The sequence below is a fragment of the Bradyrhizobium sp. SRL28 genome (assembly GCF_018596315.1).
In the GTDB taxonomy this organism is placed as follows: domain Bacteria; phylum Pseudomonadota; class Alphaproteobacteria; order Rhizobiales; family Xanthobacteraceae; genus Bradyrhizobium.
The window spans coordinates 25024-40382 of sequence record NZ_JAHEAG010000017.1 but is presented as its reverse complement, the minus strand read 5'-3'; the positions used below and the strand labels follow the sequence as shown (position 1 = coordinate 40382).

Annotated in this window: 15 protein-coding genes; 1 reads left to right on the top strand and 14 read right to left on the bottom strand. The window is 61.9% G+C overall.

Features of this window, described 5'->3' with window-relative positions:
• Window positions 1–11: 11 nt before the first annotated feature.
• The 11 genes from rplV to rpsL all read right to left on the bottom strand — a co-directional run bounded on the left by rplV (window position 12) and on the right by rpsL (window position 7824).
• Window positions 12–398 carry a 50S ribosomal protein L22 gene (gene rplV / locus KIP88_RS27100; protein WP_192733864.1) on the bottom strand — a complete coding sequence of 129 codons (387 nt, stop codon included), beginning with the start codon at window positions 396–398 and terminating at the stop codon, window positions 12–14.
• 10 nt (window positions 399–408) lie between these two features.
• Complete coding sequence (gene rpsS, locus KIP88_RS27095) at window positions 409–687, bottom strand: 30S ribosomal protein S19 (protein WP_214491133.1); 279 nt, start codon at window positions 685–687, stop codon at window positions 409–411.
• 12 nt (window positions 688–699) lie between these two features.
• Complete coding sequence (rplB, locus tag KIP88_RS27090; RefSeq protein ID WP_212420848.1) at window positions 700–1533, bottom strand: 50S ribosomal protein L2; 834 nt, start codon at window positions 1531–1533, stop codon at window positions 700–702.
• Between the two features lie 12 nt (window positions 1534–1545).
• Window positions 1546–1845: a 50S ribosomal protein L23 gene (locus KIP88_RS27085; RefSeq protein WP_108518085.1), complete on the bottom strand. Its 300-nt coding sequence runs from the start codon at window positions 1843–1845 to the stop codon at window positions 1546–1548.
• Window positions 1842–2462, bottom strand: a complete 621-nt coding sequence (gene rplD, locus KIP88_RS27080) for a 50S ribosomal protein L4 (RefSeq protein WP_214491132.1) — start codon at window positions 2460–2462, stop codon at window positions 1842–1844. Before rplD ends, KIP88_RS27085 begins: the two co-directional genes overlap by 4 nt.
• 1 nt (window position 2463) lies before the next feature.
• The gene (rplC, locus tag KIP88_RS27075) at window positions 2464–3183 is read right to left on the bottom strand and encodes a 50S ribosomal protein L3 (RefSeq protein WP_025588659.1); all 720 of its coding nucleotides are present in this window, start codon (window positions 3181–3183) and stop codon (window positions 2464–2466) included.
• Between the two features lie 52 nt (window positions 3184–3235).
• Window positions 3236–3544, bottom strand: coding sequence for a 30S ribosomal protein S10 (rpsJ, locus tag KIP88_RS27070; RefSeq protein ID WP_002712302.1), 309 nt, complete (start codon window positions 3542–3544; stop codon window positions 3236–3238).
• An 89-nt stretch (window positions 3545–3633) separates the two neighbouring features.
• Entirely contained in the window at window positions 3634–4824 is a 1191-nt protein-coding gene (gene tuf / locus KIP88_RS27065) for an elongation factor Tu (protein ID WP_108518078.1), read from the bottom strand.
• 40 nt (window positions 4825–4864) lie between these two features.
• Window positions 4865–6937, bottom strand: coding sequence for an elongation factor G (gene fusA / locus KIP88_RS27060; RefSeq protein ID WP_214491131.1), 2073 nt, complete (start codon window positions 6935–6937; stop codon window positions 4865–4867).
• 29 nt (window positions 6938–6966) lie between these two features.
• Window positions 6967–7437 (bottom strand): 30S ribosomal protein S7, encoded by a 471-nt coding sequence (gene rpsG / locus KIP88_RS27055; protein WP_192733871.1) that lies wholly within the window; start codon window positions 7435–7437, stop codon window positions 6967–6969.
• A gap of 15 nt (window positions 7438–7452) precedes the next feature.
• The gene (gene rpsL / locus KIP88_RS27050) at window positions 7453–7824 is read right to left on the bottom strand and encodes a 30S ribosomal protein S12 (RefSeq protein WP_025588683.1); all 372 of its coding nucleotides are present in this window, start codon (window positions 7822–7824) and stop codon (window positions 7453–7455) included.
• 690 nt (window positions 7825–8514) lie between these two features.
• Between rpsL and KIP88_RS27045 the strand changes: the two genes are divergently transcribed.
• Complete coding sequence (locus KIP88_RS27045) at window positions 8515–9738, top strand: NAD(P)/FAD-dependent oxidoreductase (protein WP_214491130.1); 1224 nt, start codon at window positions 8515–8517, stop codon at window positions 9736–9738.
• Here KIP88_RS27045 and KIP88_RS27040 read toward each other — a convergent pair.
• From KIP88_RS27040 to KIP88_RS27030, 3 genes are all read right to left on the bottom strand, one after another.
• The gene (locus KIP88_RS27040; protein ID WP_214491129.1) at window positions 9681–11708 is read right to left on the bottom strand and encodes an ABC transporter ATP-binding protein; all 2028 of its coding nucleotides are present in this window, start codon (window positions 11706–11708) and stop codon (window positions 9681–9683) included. The genes KIP88_RS27045 and KIP88_RS27040 overlap by 58 nt on opposite strands.
• Before the next feature lie 165 nt (window positions 11709–11873).
• Entirely contained in the window at window positions 11874–13928 is a 2055-nt protein-coding gene (locus KIP88_RS27035; RefSeq protein WP_214491128.1) for an FAD-dependent oxidoreductase, read from the bottom strand.
• A gap of 247 nt (window positions 13929–14175) precedes the next feature.
• The gene (locus KIP88_RS27030) at window positions 14176–15264 is read right to left on the bottom strand and encodes a helix-turn-helix transcriptional regulator (protein WP_214491127.1); all 1089 of its coding nucleotides are present in this window, start codon (window positions 15262–15264) and stop codon (window positions 14176–14178) included.
• Window positions 15265–15359: the final 95 nt, after the last annotated feature.

The window sequence follows — 15359 nt, the reverse complement described above, 5'->3', positions numbered from 1 at the left end:
CTCCCGCGCCCTTAAGCGCCAGCCTCGGCCTCGACCTGACGAACCACGATGGTCAGGTGCGAGAACGGTTTATATATACGTCCCGAACGGCCGCGGCCGCGCGGTGAAAAACGCTTCATCACGATGCCGTTGCCGACATGCGCCTCGGCGACGACGAGATCGTCGACTTCGAGGTCGTGGTTGTTCTCGGCGTTCGCGATCGCCGATTCCAGGCACTTCTTGACGTCGACCGCGATCCGCTTGCGCGAGAACTGCAGGTCGGCGAGCGCAGCAGACGCCTTCCGGCCGCGGATCAGCTGCGCGACAAGATTGAGCTTCTGCGGGCTGACGCGCAGCATCCGGGCAACTGCCTTGGCCTCGTTGTCCGCGAGGACACGTTCGCGCTTTGGTTTGCTCATCGTCTATTCCTCAAGCCTTCTTGGCTTTCTTGTCGCCAGAATGGCCATGGAAGGTACGGGTCGGCGAGAACTCGCCGAACTTGTGACCCACCATTTCCTCGTTGATCGATACCGGCACATGCTTCTGGCCGTTGTAGACACCGAACGTCAGGCCGACGAACTGCGGCAGGATGGTCGAGCGGCGGCTCCAGATCTTGATGACGTCGTGACGGCCGGACGCGCGCGCAGTATCTGCCTTCTTGAGCAGAGACGCTTCGACGAACGGGCCTTTCCAGACTGAACGTACCATGTCCGGCGTTCCTTACTTCTTCCGCTTGTGGCGGCTTAGGAGGATGAATCGATTGGTCGACTTGTTCGAACGGGTCTTCTTGCCCTTGGTCGGCTTGCCCCACGGGGTGACCGGGTGGCGGCCGCCCGAGGTGCGGCCTTCGCCGCCGCCGTGCGGATGGTCGATCGGGTTCATGACGACGCCGCGGTTATGCGGACGCCAGCCCAGCCAGCGGGTGCGGCCGGCCTTGCCGATCGAGATGTTCATGTGGTCGGGGTTCGACACCGCACCGATGGTGCCGCGGCAACGGCCGTGCACCAGGCGCTGCTCGCCCGAGTTCAGGCGCAGAATGACGTAATCCTGGTCGCGGCCGACGATCTGGGCGTAGGTGCCGGCCGAACGCGCGATCTGGCCGCCCTTCCCGATCTTCATCTCGATGTTGTGGATGATGGTGCCGACCGGCATGTTGCCGAGCGGCATGACATTGCCGGGCTTGACGTCGACATAGTTGCCGGCAACCACGGTGTCGCCCGCAGCCAGACGCTGCGGCGCCAGGATGTAGGCCTGCTCGCCGTCCTGATACTTGATCAGCGCGATGAACGCGGTGCGGTTCGGATCGTACTCCAGCCGCTCGACGACGGCGGGAACGTCGACCTTGTTCCGCTTGAAGTCCACCAGGCGGTAGGACTTCTTGTGGCCGCCGCCGCGGAAACGCACGGTGATGCGGCCGGTGTTGTTGCGGCCACCATTGCCGAGCTTGCCCTCGGTCAGCGCCTTTACCGGCTTGCCCTTGTAGAGCGCCGAACGGTCGACCATCACCAGCTGGCGCTGGCCCGGCGTCGTCGGATTGTATGTTTTCAATGCCATCGCTGTGTCGCCTTATAGTCCGGTAGTGACGTCGATGCGGTGGCCCTCTTCGAGGGTCACGACAGCCCGCTTCACGTCCGACTGCGAACCGAAATTGCCGCGGAACACCTTGGTCTTGCCCTTGCGGACCAGCGTGTTCACGCGCTTCACCTTGACGTCGAACAGCTTTTCGACGGCTTCCTTGATTTGCGGCTTGGTCGCCTTGCTGGCGACCCTGAACACGACCTTGTTGTGCTCGGACGCCACCGTCGCCTTTTCGGTGACGACAGGAGCTACGATCACGTCGTAATGGCGCGGATCGATGTTCTTCATTTGAAGCGCGCCTCCAGCGCATCGACTGCCGCCTTCGTCAGCACGAGCTTCTGACGACGCAGAATGTCATAGACGTTGATGCCCTGGATCGGCAGCACGTCGATATTCGGAATGTTGCGCGCAGCGGTCGCGAAACCGGTGTGCAACTCGGCGCCATCGATGATCAGCGCATTGGTCAGGCCGAGACCCGAGAAATGACCGACCAGCGCCTTGGTCTTGGCGTCCTTGATCTGCGCATTGTCGATCACGATCAGGCCGCCGTCCTTGGCCTTCGCCGAGAGAGCGTGCTTGAGCGCCAGCGCGCGCACCTTCTTCGGCAGGTCGGTCGCGTGCGAGCGAACCACCGGACCGAACGCACGGCCACCGCCGCGGAACTGCGGCACGCGGGCCGAGCCGTGACGGGCGCCGCCGGTGCCCTTCTGCTTGTACATCTTCTTGCCGGTGCGCCAGACGTCGGCGCGGCCCTGCGTCTTGTGCGTTCCGGCCTGGCGCTTGTTGAGCTGCCATTGCACGCAACGTTGGATGATGTCGGCACGCGGCTCGAGACCGAAGATCGCGTCCGAGAGCTGGACCGAACCAGCTTCCTTGCCTTCAAGGGTCGTGACTTTCAGTTCCATCTCACGCGCCCTCCTGCTCGGCCGGAGCCTGAGCCTGCTCGCCGCCGGCGACCTTGAACTTGCCGGGCTTCGGAGCATCCTTCGGCAGCGGCTTCTTGACGGCGTCGCGCACCGAGATCCAGCCGCCCTTGGAGCCGGGAACGGCGCCTTCGACGAGGATCAGGCCGCGCTCGACGTCGGTCTGCACCACACGCAGATTGAGCGTGGTGATGCGATCGACACCCATGTGACCGGGCATCTTCTTGTTCTTGAAGGTCTTGCCGGGATCCTGACGTCCGCCGGTCGAACCGATCGAACGATGCGAAACCGACACACCGTGGGTGGCGCGCAGACCGCCGAAATTCCAGCGCTTCATGCCGCCGGCAAAACCCTTACCGACCGAGGTACCGGTGACGTCGACGAACTGGCCGACCACGAAATGGTCCGCCTGAATCTCGGCGCCAACCGGGATCAGCGCGTCTTCCGACACGCGGAACTCGGTGACCTTCCGCTTGGGCTCGACCTTGGACACCGCAAACTGGCCGCGTTCTGCCTTCGGCAGATAGACGGTCTTGCGGGTGCCCGAACCGAGCTGCAGCGCGACGTAACCGTTCTTCTCGGTCGTGCGGTGGCCCAGCACCTGGCAATTGCCCAGCTTCAGCACGGTCACAGGGATATGTTCGCCGGTCTCCGTAAAGACCCGCGTCATCCCGACCTTTTGTGCGATCACTCCGGAGCGCATCGGCGTGCTTCCTGTTCTTTCTGTCCGCTAACTTCGGACGATCCTGAAAATCTTAGAGCTTGATCTCGACGTCGACACCGGCGGCCAGATCGAGCTTCATGAGAGCATCGACGGTCTGCGGGGTCGGATCGACGATGTCGAGAAGGCGCTTGTGGGTGCGCATCTCGAATTGCTCGCGGCTCTTCTTGTCGACGTGCGGTGAACGGTTGACGGTGAACTTCTCGATGCGGGTGGGCAGCGGGATAGGTCCGCGAACCTGGGCACCGGTACGTTTCGCCGTGTTCACGATCTCGCGGGTCGACGTATCGAGGATACGATGGTCGAACGCCTTGAGACGGATGCGAATATTTTGGCCGTTCATTGCCGTTGTCTCTTTCTTCGTCGCTTGATGCGAGTAGTGAGCGGCGAATAGCGAATGAAACCATTCGCTATTCGCTTTTCGTTTTCTCTTTACTCGATGATGGAGGCGACGACGCCGGCGCCGACGGTGCGGCCGCCTTCACGGATCGCGAAGCGCAGCTTTTCTTCCATCGCGATCGGCACGATCAGGTGCACTTCCATCGCGATGTTGTCGCCCGGCATCACCATTTCGGTGCCTTCGGGCAGATGCACGACACCGGTCACGTCGGTGGTGCGGAAGTAGAACTGGGGCCGGTAGTTGGTGAAGAACGGGGTGTGACGACCGCCCTCTTCCTTGGTCAGGATGTAGGCCTCAGCCTTGAACTTGGTGTGCGGCTTGACCGAACCCGGCTTGCACAGCACCTGGCCACGCTCGACTTCCTCGCGCTTGGTGCCGCGGAGCAGCGCACCGATGTTGTCGCCAGCCTGGCCCTGATCGAGCAGCTTGCGGAACATTTCGACGCCGGTGACGATGGTCTTCTGGGTGTCGCGAAGTCCGACGATTTCGATTTCCTCGCCGACCTTGACGATGCCACGCTCGACACGGCCGGTCACAACCGTACCGCGGCCCGAGATCGAGAACACGTCTTCCACCGGCATCAGGAACGGCTGGTCGATCGGACGCTCCGGCTGCGGAATGTACGCGTCGACCTGCTTCATCAGCTCGAGGATCGCGTCATGGCCCAGCGCCTTGTCCTTGTCTTCGAGGGCGGCCAGCGCCGAGCCCTTGATGATCGGGATGGTGTCGCCCGGGAATTCGTACTTCGAGAGCAGTTCGCGGACTTCGAGCTCGACGAGTTCGAGCAGTTCCGGATCGTCGACCATGTCGCACTTGTTCAGGAACACGACGAGCGCGGGAACGCCAACCTGACGGGCGAGCAGGATGTGCTCGCGGGTCTGCGGCATTGGGCCGTCGGCTGCCGACACGACCAGGATCGCGCCGTCCATCTGGGCTGCGCCGGTGATCATGTTCTTCACGTAGTCGGCGTGGCCCGGACAGTCGACGTGGGCGTAGTGCCGGTTGGTGGTTTCGTATTCGACGTGGGCGGTCGAGATCGTGATGCCGCGCGCCTTCTCTTCCGGCGCCTTGTCGATCTGGTCGTACGCCGTGAACGTCGCACCGCCGGTTTCAGCCAGCACCTTGGTGATCGCTGCGGTCAGCGAGGTCTTGCCATGGTCGACGTGACCGATGGTTCCGATGTTGCAGTGCGGTTTATTACGTTCAAACTTTGCTTTGGCCATTTGACTCTCCGTTCAGTCGTTAGCTTTGAACCAACGACAATCAGGCAAACTTCTTCTGGACTTCTGCCGACACGTTCGCCGGCGCTTCAGCGTAGTGATCGAATTGCATCGTGAAGGTCGCGCGTCCCTGGCTCATCGAGCGCAGGTTATTCACGTACCCGAACATGTTCATGAGCGGCACCATCGCGTTGATGACGTTGGCATTGCCGCGCATGTCCTGGCCCTGGATCTGGCCGCGCCGCGAATTCAGGTCGCCGATGACGGAACCGGTGTAGTCTTCCGGGGTCACCACCTCGACCTTCATGATCGGCTCGAGCAGAACGGACTTACCCTTCTGCAGCGCTTCGCGGAAAGCCGCGCGCGATGCGATTTCGAAGGCCAGCGCCGAGGAGTCGACGTCGTGATACTTGCCGTCGACCAGCTGGACCTTGACGTCCACCACCGGGAAGCCGGCAACCACGCCCGAGCCCATCACGCTGTTGAGGCCCTTTTCGACGCCGGGGATGTATTCCTTCGGCACCGCGCCGCCGACGATCTTCGATTCGAATTCGTAGCCCTTGCCGGGCTCGTTCGGCTCGACGATGATCGACACTTCGGCGAACTGACCGGTACCGCCGGTCTGCTTCTTGTGCGTGTACTTGACTTCAGCGCGCTTGGTGACCCGCTCGCGGAACGCCACCTGCGGCGCGCCGATGTTGGCGTCGACCTTGTAGGTGCGCCTGAGGATGTCGACCTTGATGTCGAGATGGAGTTCGCCCATGCCCTTGAGAATGGTCTGGCCGGACTCCTGGTCGGTCGACACGCGGAACGACGGATCTTCGGCGGCAAGCTTTGCCAGCGCGACGCCGAGCTTTTCCTGGTCGGCCTTCGACTTCGGCTCGATCGCGATCTCGATCACCGGCTCCGGGAATTCCATCTTTTCCAGGATCACCTGCTTGTCGGGATCGCACAGCGTGTCACCGGTGCGCGCTTCCTTCAGGCCCGCCAGCGCGACGATATCGCCGGCATAGGCTTCCTTGATGTCTTCGCGGTTGTTCGCATGCATCAGCAGCATGCGGCCGATACGTTCTTTCTTCTCACGGGTCGAATTGACCACACCGGTGCCGCTGGCAAGAACGCCGGAGTAGATGCGGCAGAAGGTGATGGTGCCGACGAACGGGTCGTCCATGATCTTGAACGCGAGCAGAGCCAGCGGCTCCTTGTCGTCGGCCTTGCGCACGACCTCGTTGCCGTCATCGTCGGTGCCCTTGATCGCAGGCACGTCGACCGGCGACGGCAGATAGTCGACGACGGCGTCGAGCAGCGGCTGCACGCCCTTGTTCTTGAAGGCCGAGCCGCACAGCACCGGATAGAAGGCGCCGGTCAGAACGGCTTTGCGGATCAGCCGCTTCAGCGTCGCCTCATCGGGCTCCTTGCCATCGAGGTAGGCCGCAAGCGCGTCGTCATCGAGCTCGACGGCGGCTTCCAGCATCTTCTCGCGATATTCCTTCGCCTTGTCGGCGAGGTCGGCGGGAATATCGATGTCCTTGAAGTTGGCGCCGAGCGCCTCGTCTTCCCAAACCACGCCCTTCATGCGGACGAGGTCGACCAGACCCTTGAAGTTGTTCTCGGAGCCGATCGGAAGCTGGATCGCAATCGGCTTGGCGCCGAGGCGGTCGACGATATCGTCGAGACACTTATAGAAATCGGCGCCTGTCTTATCCATCTTGTTGGCGAAGACGATGCGCGGAACCTTGTACTTGTCGCCCTGACGCCAGACGGTTTCGGTCTGCGGTTCAACACCCTGGTTCGAATCGAGCACGCACACCGCGCCGTCGAGCACGCGCAGCGAACGCTCGACTTCGATGGTGAAGTCGACGTGGCCGGGGGTGTCGATGATGTTCAGACGCTTGCCGTTCCAGAACGCGGTGGTCGCGGCGGAGGTGATCGTGATGCCACGCTCCTGCTCCTGCTCCATCCAGTCCATCGTCGCGGCACCTTCGTGCACTTCGCCGATCTTGTGGCTCTTGCCGGTGTAATAAAGGATGCGCTCGGTGGTCGTGGTCTTACCGGCATCGATATGCGCCATAATACCGAAGTTGCGGTAGTTCTCGATGGCATGAACGCGGGGCATGGGCTGTTCCTTAAATCCGTTCTTCGCCGTTACCAGCGATAATGCGAGAAGGCACGGTTGGCTTCCGCCATCCGGTGCACGTCTTCACGCTTCTTGACGGCGTTACCCCGGTTGTTCGACGCGTCGAGCAGCTCGGCCGAGAGCCGCTCCGTCATCGTCTTTTCGTTACGATCGCGCGCTGCAGTGATGATCCAGCGAATACCCAGCGCCTGACGGCGAACCGAGCGAACTTCGACCGGCACCTGGTAGGTGGCGCCACCGACGCGGCGCGAACGCACTTCGATGGTCGGCATGACGTTTTCCAGCGCCTGCTCGAACACCGGCAGCGGGCCCTGCTTGGTCTTGGCTTCGATCATGGCGAGCGCACCGTAGACGATGCTCTCGGCGGCGGACTTCTTGCCGTCGTACATGATCGAGTTCATGAACTTCGTGATGATGATGTTCCCGAACTTCGGATCCGGGTTCACTTCACGCTTTTCAGCAGAATGGCGACGAGACATCTGATCTGTTCCCGCTTACTTCGGACGCTTCGCGCCGTACTTCGAACGACGCTGCTTACGGTTCTTGACGCCCTGGGTATCGAGGACGCCGCGGAGGATGTGGTAGCGAACGCCGGGCAAGTCCTTGACGCGGCCGCCGCGGATCATGACCACCGAGTGCTCCTGAAGGTTATGGCCTTCACCCGGGATGTAGCCGATCACTTCGAAGCCGTTGGTCAGGCGCACCTTGGCGACCTTACGAAGCGCCGAGTTCGGCTTCTTCGGGGTCGTGGTGTAGACGCGCGTGCAAACGCCGCGCTTCTGCGGCGACTGCTGCAGCGCCGGCACCTTCTTGCGTGACTTCTGCACCGCACGCGGATTTGCGATCAGCTGGTTGATCGTCGGCATGTCAGCCTTCACCCTTTAGTTCGCGCGAAACCTTGAATGGCTTTCGCAAATTCTTCTCGGAACTAGCCGTTCCGTTCGGCCCCGCCTTACGCGAAAAAACTTTCACGCAAAACGAAATCGCGCCAACCACTCATTGCTGAGCGGAAAGCGCTTCGACACCACAGAGGACCGCGAGCCAAGGCCGATCAGCGTTCGCTGTTCAGCCCGTCATCGAGGTCATGCATCCGAGTTCACTCTCAAGAGAACTTGCTCAAGAGAACTAATATCGCCCTGGCATTGCCTAGCTATATGATCGACAGCGTTTGAGCGGCATTCGTCGAGGTTGGTGCCCGTCCCGGTCCTTTAGGAAACTTCCGTAAGGATTTGAAAGGGTGTTCCGTTCCGACGCTGGCGTTGCTCACCGCCTGTCGTTAAGTGGCCGTCTTCTATAAGCGGTGGATAGTTAAGTCAAGCGAAACGAGAACGCTGGAAACGCCTATGGCGTCTGCGGATTCAGTGCTTCCTGCGAATTCGGGAAGTCCGAAATGGCATCTCCACCCCTCGCCCTAGGGGTTTGAGTCGCCAACTCGCTCACTAATTATACCCGGGTAAATACAATCAGAAACATAATTCCCCGGCTGAGCGCAACCCAGCTAAGCCTTTATTTGCCTTTCCGGGTGCAAAAGTGTCGCACCCCGGCTGAGATTCCACATGAAATACACCGACATTGCGATCATTGGCGGCGGCCTTGCCGGCTCGACCGCGGCCGCCATGCTCGGGCGGGCGGGAATTCCGACGATCCTGATCGACCCGCACCAGGTCTATCCGTTCGATTTCCGCGTCGAAAAAATCAGCGGCGACGAGCAGCTCGGCCGCTTCTACCGAACCAGAATCGCCGATTCGGTACTTCGCTCGGCCACCCATGACGGCGAAAACTGGATCGCACGATTCGGCTACCTCCTCGACAAGAAGCCAAGCCGCCAATACGGCATCATGTACGACGCACTGATCGGCGCGGTCCGGGCGGAAATCGTAGCCCCCGCCGAGATCATCTACGCCAAGGTGACCGATGTCTCGACCAGCGCGGAACGGCAGAAACTCACGCTGTCCGACGGCGAAACCATCTCGGCGCGCCTGGTGGTGCTGGCCAATGGACTGAGTGTCGGGCTGCGGCGCAATCTCGGCATCGAGCGCCAGGTCCTTAGCGTCAGCCATTCCATCTCGATCGGATTTGACATGGTGCCGGTCGGCCGCCCGGCCTTCGAATTCCCTGCCCTTACCTATTTTTCGGAACGAGCCAAGGAGCGCGTCGCCTATGTAACGCTGTTCCCTGTCGGAAACCGGATGCGGGCCAACCTTTTCGTCTACCGCGAGGTCGACGATCCCTGGCTGCGCGAGATGCGGCGCAGGCCGGTCGAGACCATGAATGCCGCGCTGCCCAGGCTGCGCCGGATCACCGGCGAATACGGCGTTGCCGGCGACGTCAAGATCAGGCCTGCCGATCTCTATGTCTCAACCGGCCATCGCCAACCCGGCGTCGTTCTGGTCGGCGACGCCTTTGCGGCCACCTGCCCGGTTACCGGCACCGGCACCGACAAGGTGTTCACCGACGTAGCCCAACTCTGCAACGTCCATATCCCCGCCTGGCTTGCGACCGAGGGCATGGATGCGGACAAAATCGCTTCCTTTTACGACGATCCGGTCAAGCAGGCTTGCGACGCATGGTCGATGGCAAAAGCCGTCAGCTTCCGCAAGGTCACGATCGAGAACGGGCTATACTGGCGTGCGCAGCGCTGGGCGCGCTTCCTGGCGTGGTTCGGCGAAGGCTGCTTGCGGCGGATACGAAACGGGATCAGCGCGGGGTCAAACCACAGCGCTCACTCCTCGTCGTCATCCTCCTCATCATCGTCGTCTTCATTGTCGTCGTCGGCCTGACCGGCAGCGTTGTGCAGCGTGCGGCCCTGATCGTCCCAGAGCTTGCGATAGACGCCGTTGGCCGCGAGCAACTGCGCATGCGAGCCGCGCTCGATCGCCTTGCCGCCTGAAATCACGATGATCTCGTCCATCTCGACCACCGACGTCAGGCGGTGGGTCGACCAGATCATGGTGCGCCCCTCTGCAACGTTGAGAAGCGTGCGGTTGATCGCGGCTTCCGTGGTCTGGTCGAGCGCCGACGTCGCCTCATCGAGTAGCAGCAGCGAGGGATTGCGGATGATCGCGCGCGCGATCGCGATGCGCTGGCGCTGCCCACCCGACAGCGTGTCGCCACGCTCGCCGACCGGCGTGTCGTATTTCTGCGGCAGGCTCATGATGTAGCTGTGGATCTCGGCCTTGCGCGCCGCTTCCTCGACCTCCTCGTCGCTGGCGCCTTCCTTGCCAAGCCGGATGTTTTCCCGGAGCGACATGTTGAACAGCATGTTCTCCTGGAACACGACCGCCATGCCGCTGCGCAGGGATTCGCGGGTCACACGGCGGATGTCGACGCCGTCGATGGCCACCCTCCCCTCGTCCGGCGTGTAAAGGCGCAGGATCAGGTTGAGCAGCGTGCTCTTGCCCGAGCCGCTGGGACCGACGATCGCGATACGCTTGCCGACGCCTAGCTTGAGGGTGAAATTGTCGAGCACCGGCGTCTCGCTGCCTTCGTAGGCGAAGGTGACGCGGTCGAAGGTGATGTCGTTGGTGATGCGCGGTAAATCGGGCGCGCCCGGACGATCGGCGCCGCGCGTCGGCTCATCGAGCAGCTCCTGCATATGCCGCACCGCCGCCGCCGACTGGATCGACACCGGAATGAAATGCATCAGATGGGCGATGTTGTAGGACACCTCCCAGAACGCGCTCTCGAAGGTGACGAAGGTGCCGATGGTGATCTGGCCCTTGGTGGCGAGATACGCGCCGATCGCCAGCACCACGAGGTGCAGCAGCAATACCGAGATGGTGACGGTGCGCTCCACCATCGTGGAAAGGAAGACAGCCGATGCGGTCTTGATGCGCACATCCTGATTGCGCATGGTGAACCAGCCGAACGTGCGGCGCTGCAGGCTGAACGCCTTGATCACCGCCTGCGCCGCCACGTTTTCCTGCACCGTGCCGAGCAGCGCCGCTTCGTTGAGCTTCTGCTCGTAATTCGCCTGCACCGCCTTCGGCGTCAGAATCCGCGGCCCGATCAGGGTGATCGGGAATACCAGCAGGGCGACCGCCGCGAGCTGCCAGTTCAAAAACAGCATCAGAATGATGCCGGCGATCAGTTCCAGGAACGGCAGCGCTGCGCTGTTGGCGAAGGTTTTGACCGAGTTTTCGAAGGCCGCAAGGTCGATCGAGAAGCGCGAGAGAATCTCACCGCGCTTGGTGCGGGCGAAATACGACGCCGGCAGGTTCTGGACGTGTTCGAACAGCCGGCTCCGCACATCGGCAATGATGCCCGCCGCCAGCCGCGCATCCCAGCGCTCATACCAGACCGCGATAATCGAGGTGATGATGCCGGCGACCGCGAGCACGCCGAGGATCTTGTAGAGCGCCTGAAAGTCCTCTTCGCCGAGCGCGTCGTCGATCAGGAATTTCAGGCTGAGCGGCATGATGACGTTGAACAGCGTCTCAACGAGAACGCCGAAGGTCACGAAGGCGAGCAGCTTCCTGTAATTGCCCAGATACGGCCTGACGAAGCCGTAGATGGTCGCCATCGCGCCGGCGGCTTCCTTGGCGGTGAAGACGACGAGGTCCTCGTCATCATCATCGTCGTCAAGCTCGATCTCGTCCTTTTTGTCGTCCTTGGCATCGTCGGGGGGCGCGCCGGTCGCCTTGCCGCCGGAAAGCGGCGCGACAGCCTCCAGCACGCGCTTCTTCGTCAGCTCAGGATCGTCCGCTGGCGCGGGATTCTGATCATCCGAGGAAGGAGGCTTGGGCGCCATGAAACCAACCGATGCTGCACGGCCGGCATGACCGCAAATCGAACGCGGCAGCGGCGAGCGCTACCGCCTAGGATTCTATGCGATCGGGATGAATTCGGCAAACATTTGGCGCGACCGGCCCTGATTCATCGGAGCCGGTCACGCCTCATTACAACCGGTCGGACCTCAATCGTCCGATTCGACCTTGTCAAAGAACGAATAGCGCAGGCTGTCGGCGTCGGCGTACCACTGCCCCGGCCCCTTGTTGGCAGCCAATGTCGCCGCCCACACCGCGTCGGTGCAGTCGCGGCGGTGCATCGAGAGGTCGAATCCGTTGCCGAAGAACAATTCAGACCATTCCCACCAGGTGCCGAGCTTCTTCACGCCACGCAACAGGTCGTAACGGTCGATCAGTGCGGGAGCCATGTCCGACGTCACCGACCCGAACACCAGCCCGGTCTTCACGACGCGGTTGAGTTCGCGCACCGCCCGCGGGACCTGCTTTTCGGCGACATGACACAGGCTCGTCTCGAACACGAAATCGAATTCGTCGTCCTTGAACGGCATGTCGGCGATGGAGCCGAGCTTGTTGTACTTTTTCAGCGCCTTCGGCGTTTTGGCGTGGATCGCCTTGTTGTTTTCGATACCCCAGGCATCGATGCCGCGCTCGCGCAGCGCACCGACCAGTTCACCGCTGGCGGAGCCGGCGACGAGCAGCTTGTAGCCCCTGGCCCTGTTCCAGACGATCTTGATCAGGTCCGTCAGATAGGCCGGATCGGTAAACCGGCTCCAGACTTCGCTGTAGGGCCCGATGCCACGGTAATTCTCGAAATAGCTGCGGTCGATCTTGTCGGACGATACCTCACCCTGTTGCGCACGGGCGCGGCGCAGCCGCATCATCTCGGTCAGAATGATATCGGTGGCGGCGTCGGAGGAGTCGAGCAGACCGTTCAGCGTCGAATCGAACAGATAGTCGCCGACCACGACGATCCCCGGATGCTGCTTCGGATCCGGCCGGTGGTTGGTCATGACGTCACGCACCGGCAGGCCGCCCGGCAGCGCATTGACTGAAGACAGCCAGCGGTGGATCTTGCCTTCCAAGAAATGATCGCGCGCGTTGCCGAACGAAGCCGGCAGCGACTTGAGCGCGGCGTCGATCAGTTCCTGGTCGCTGAGATTGGCAAACGCCAGCGCGTCCGAGCCGGCGATCAGCCAGTTGAGCACGCCGTGCTTGCCGACGTCGTGGCGGGCGCCCTCGTTGTAGACGCAGCAGCCGCCGAACGCCTCCGACATGAACCAGGCGCCGGGGATCTTCTCGCCCCAGAACGGCTCGTCGAACAGGATCGAAACCCTCAGGTAATGCGCCGGACGGTCGAAATAAGAGACGTGCTTGACCATCGACTTGCGCAGTTCTTCGCCATCCCAGCGCATGGTGGCGAGCCAGGAATGTGGCAGGCACATCAGCACCAGATCGAAATCCCGCGTCTCCGGCCCCTTCCCGTTCATCATATTGAGCTGGTAGCGGCCAGAGTCGGTCTTGCCGACCTTGAGCACGCGATGGTTGAGCTGGATATCAGCATCGACTTCCGAGCGAAGGCACTCGACCAACTGCTCGTTGCCGTTCTGGATCGAGTACAGGCCGATATAGCCCTCGACATCCATCACGAAGTTCTTCAGCGCGTTCAGCCCGTTGGTGTTGTGGGCTTCGGTCGCGATATCGGAGCGGGCCATTACCTTGAAGAAGCGCTTGGCGGTGGGATCGTCGACCTCCTCGTCGAGCACTTCCTCGCAGGTCATGTAGGCCCAGGGGTGCTCATTGTCGTGGGCGCCGACGCCCTCGTAATATTCGATCGGCGACACCATGTCGGAACAGCGCTTGCGGAACGCCTCGATCGCAGCCGCGGTCTTCTCACCATACCTGCGGCGCATGCCCGGCACGTCGTTGAGCAGCTCGCCGTCGAGGTGCACCTGCTCGGCGTCCATCGGTATCGTCTGCAGGCCGAAATGCTGGATCAGTTCCCGCAGCGGATCCGGGCCGGTCATCGAATAATCGTAGATTTCGGCGACGCCTGCCTCGTACATCGCCGGCGCGGAATCGAATTTGCGCGAGACGATCTTGCCTCCGACGCGGTCGGACGCCTCGTAGATCGTAACGCGGCAGAGATCGCCGAGCTTTTTCTTCAAATACCAGGCACTCATCAGCCCGCCCGGGCCGCCGCCTACGATTGCAAGATCCAACATGTCTTTTCCGTCGCCCTCCCGGCCCCCCTGCCTTCGGGAAGCAGCCGGTCTAATCCACACTAGCAAAAGCGCTTTTCACCCTGAAGGGAAGATGAACAAAGCGGGTCCTCGCAACGCAGCAACGAAAGAAAGCAGCAAAATGGCCGGCTTGTGCCGGCCTTTTGTCTTCGCACCGTATTCTTGCGGAAGCCCTATTCCGCCCGCAGGGACCCAGCGTTCCGCCCTCGTAAACCGTAGGTTTGGTTGTCTAACTGTTACGGAACGCCTTGCCGGCGAGCAGGCTGACCAGCTCCTGCTGGCGAGACAGGCCGGTCTTGGACAGCACGGCCTTGAGCTGGCTGCGCACCGTCTCCCGATTGACGCCCGTCGCGCCGGCAAGTGCATCGATGGTTTCGGCCTGGCTGATGCCCCGCGCCACGCGTGCTTCCGCCGGCGTCAGGTCGAACAGACCTTGCAGGACCTCCGCGGTCGGCACCGCGGCGCGATCGACCGGCGTCACCACCAAGAGCGCGGTGGCATGCGTGAAGATATCGCGCGCGGAACCGCGTACGGGGATGACATGCAGCACCATCGGCACATGACCGACCGTCGCCGCGACCGGTATGGATTTCACGGTCCGGCTACCGGCAACAGGCAGAGTGCCGAGCGCTTCGGCGAGCAGCGCATCCGCCGCAACGTCCGTCATCGTCACGCGCTGGGCGCGATCCTGAAACAGCGAAGGCATCAGCGCATCGAACAAGCCGTTCGCCGCGAACACCCGGCCGGGCCCGCGCAGCACCGCGCCCGGCAGACCCAGCGCCTGCAATGCGTCGACCTGAGCAAGTGCGCGCTCGAAGCCAAGGCGGTTTGCTGCAAGGGAGGCCCGGGCCAGATGCGGCCGCAGTCCATCCAGGAGATTGACGACCTCTTGCGGCACCGGGCCGTGATCCTGATGCCGCGGAATCACGATTGCGATTGAATCGCCGCTCGGCATCGGAATGATCGTTCCGGCCCGATAGCCAATGCCGTGTTTGCGGTAAAAGTTGCAATAGACTTCGTTGGTCGCAATCTCCTCCTCCGAGAGGAGATCATAATCAGTGACGAAGCCCGCACGGTTCAGGGCGATGGCGCGCGGCAGATTCGGATCGCGCTCGCTCCATCCGTCTTTCATGAAAATAGGCATGAGCTGGTCATATTCGAGAGAATTGACCGCGCTTGTGTATCCATCCCGCACGCCGAACAGAAAGCCGCCGTTGCCGCCGACCGCCGCACCGAGTTCGCCAAGCAGCGCTGGCCAAAGGGAAGGAACGAGCCCCGCCTCGTAGATGCGGTCGATCAAGGATTCGAAATCAGCCAACTGATATTACCGTTGTGGCGCGACATCATTCCCTGACTTGATAGCAGGCGTCACCCGTCCGGGTGAAGCGCCAGATTCCCGTTCGAAAAAAGAAA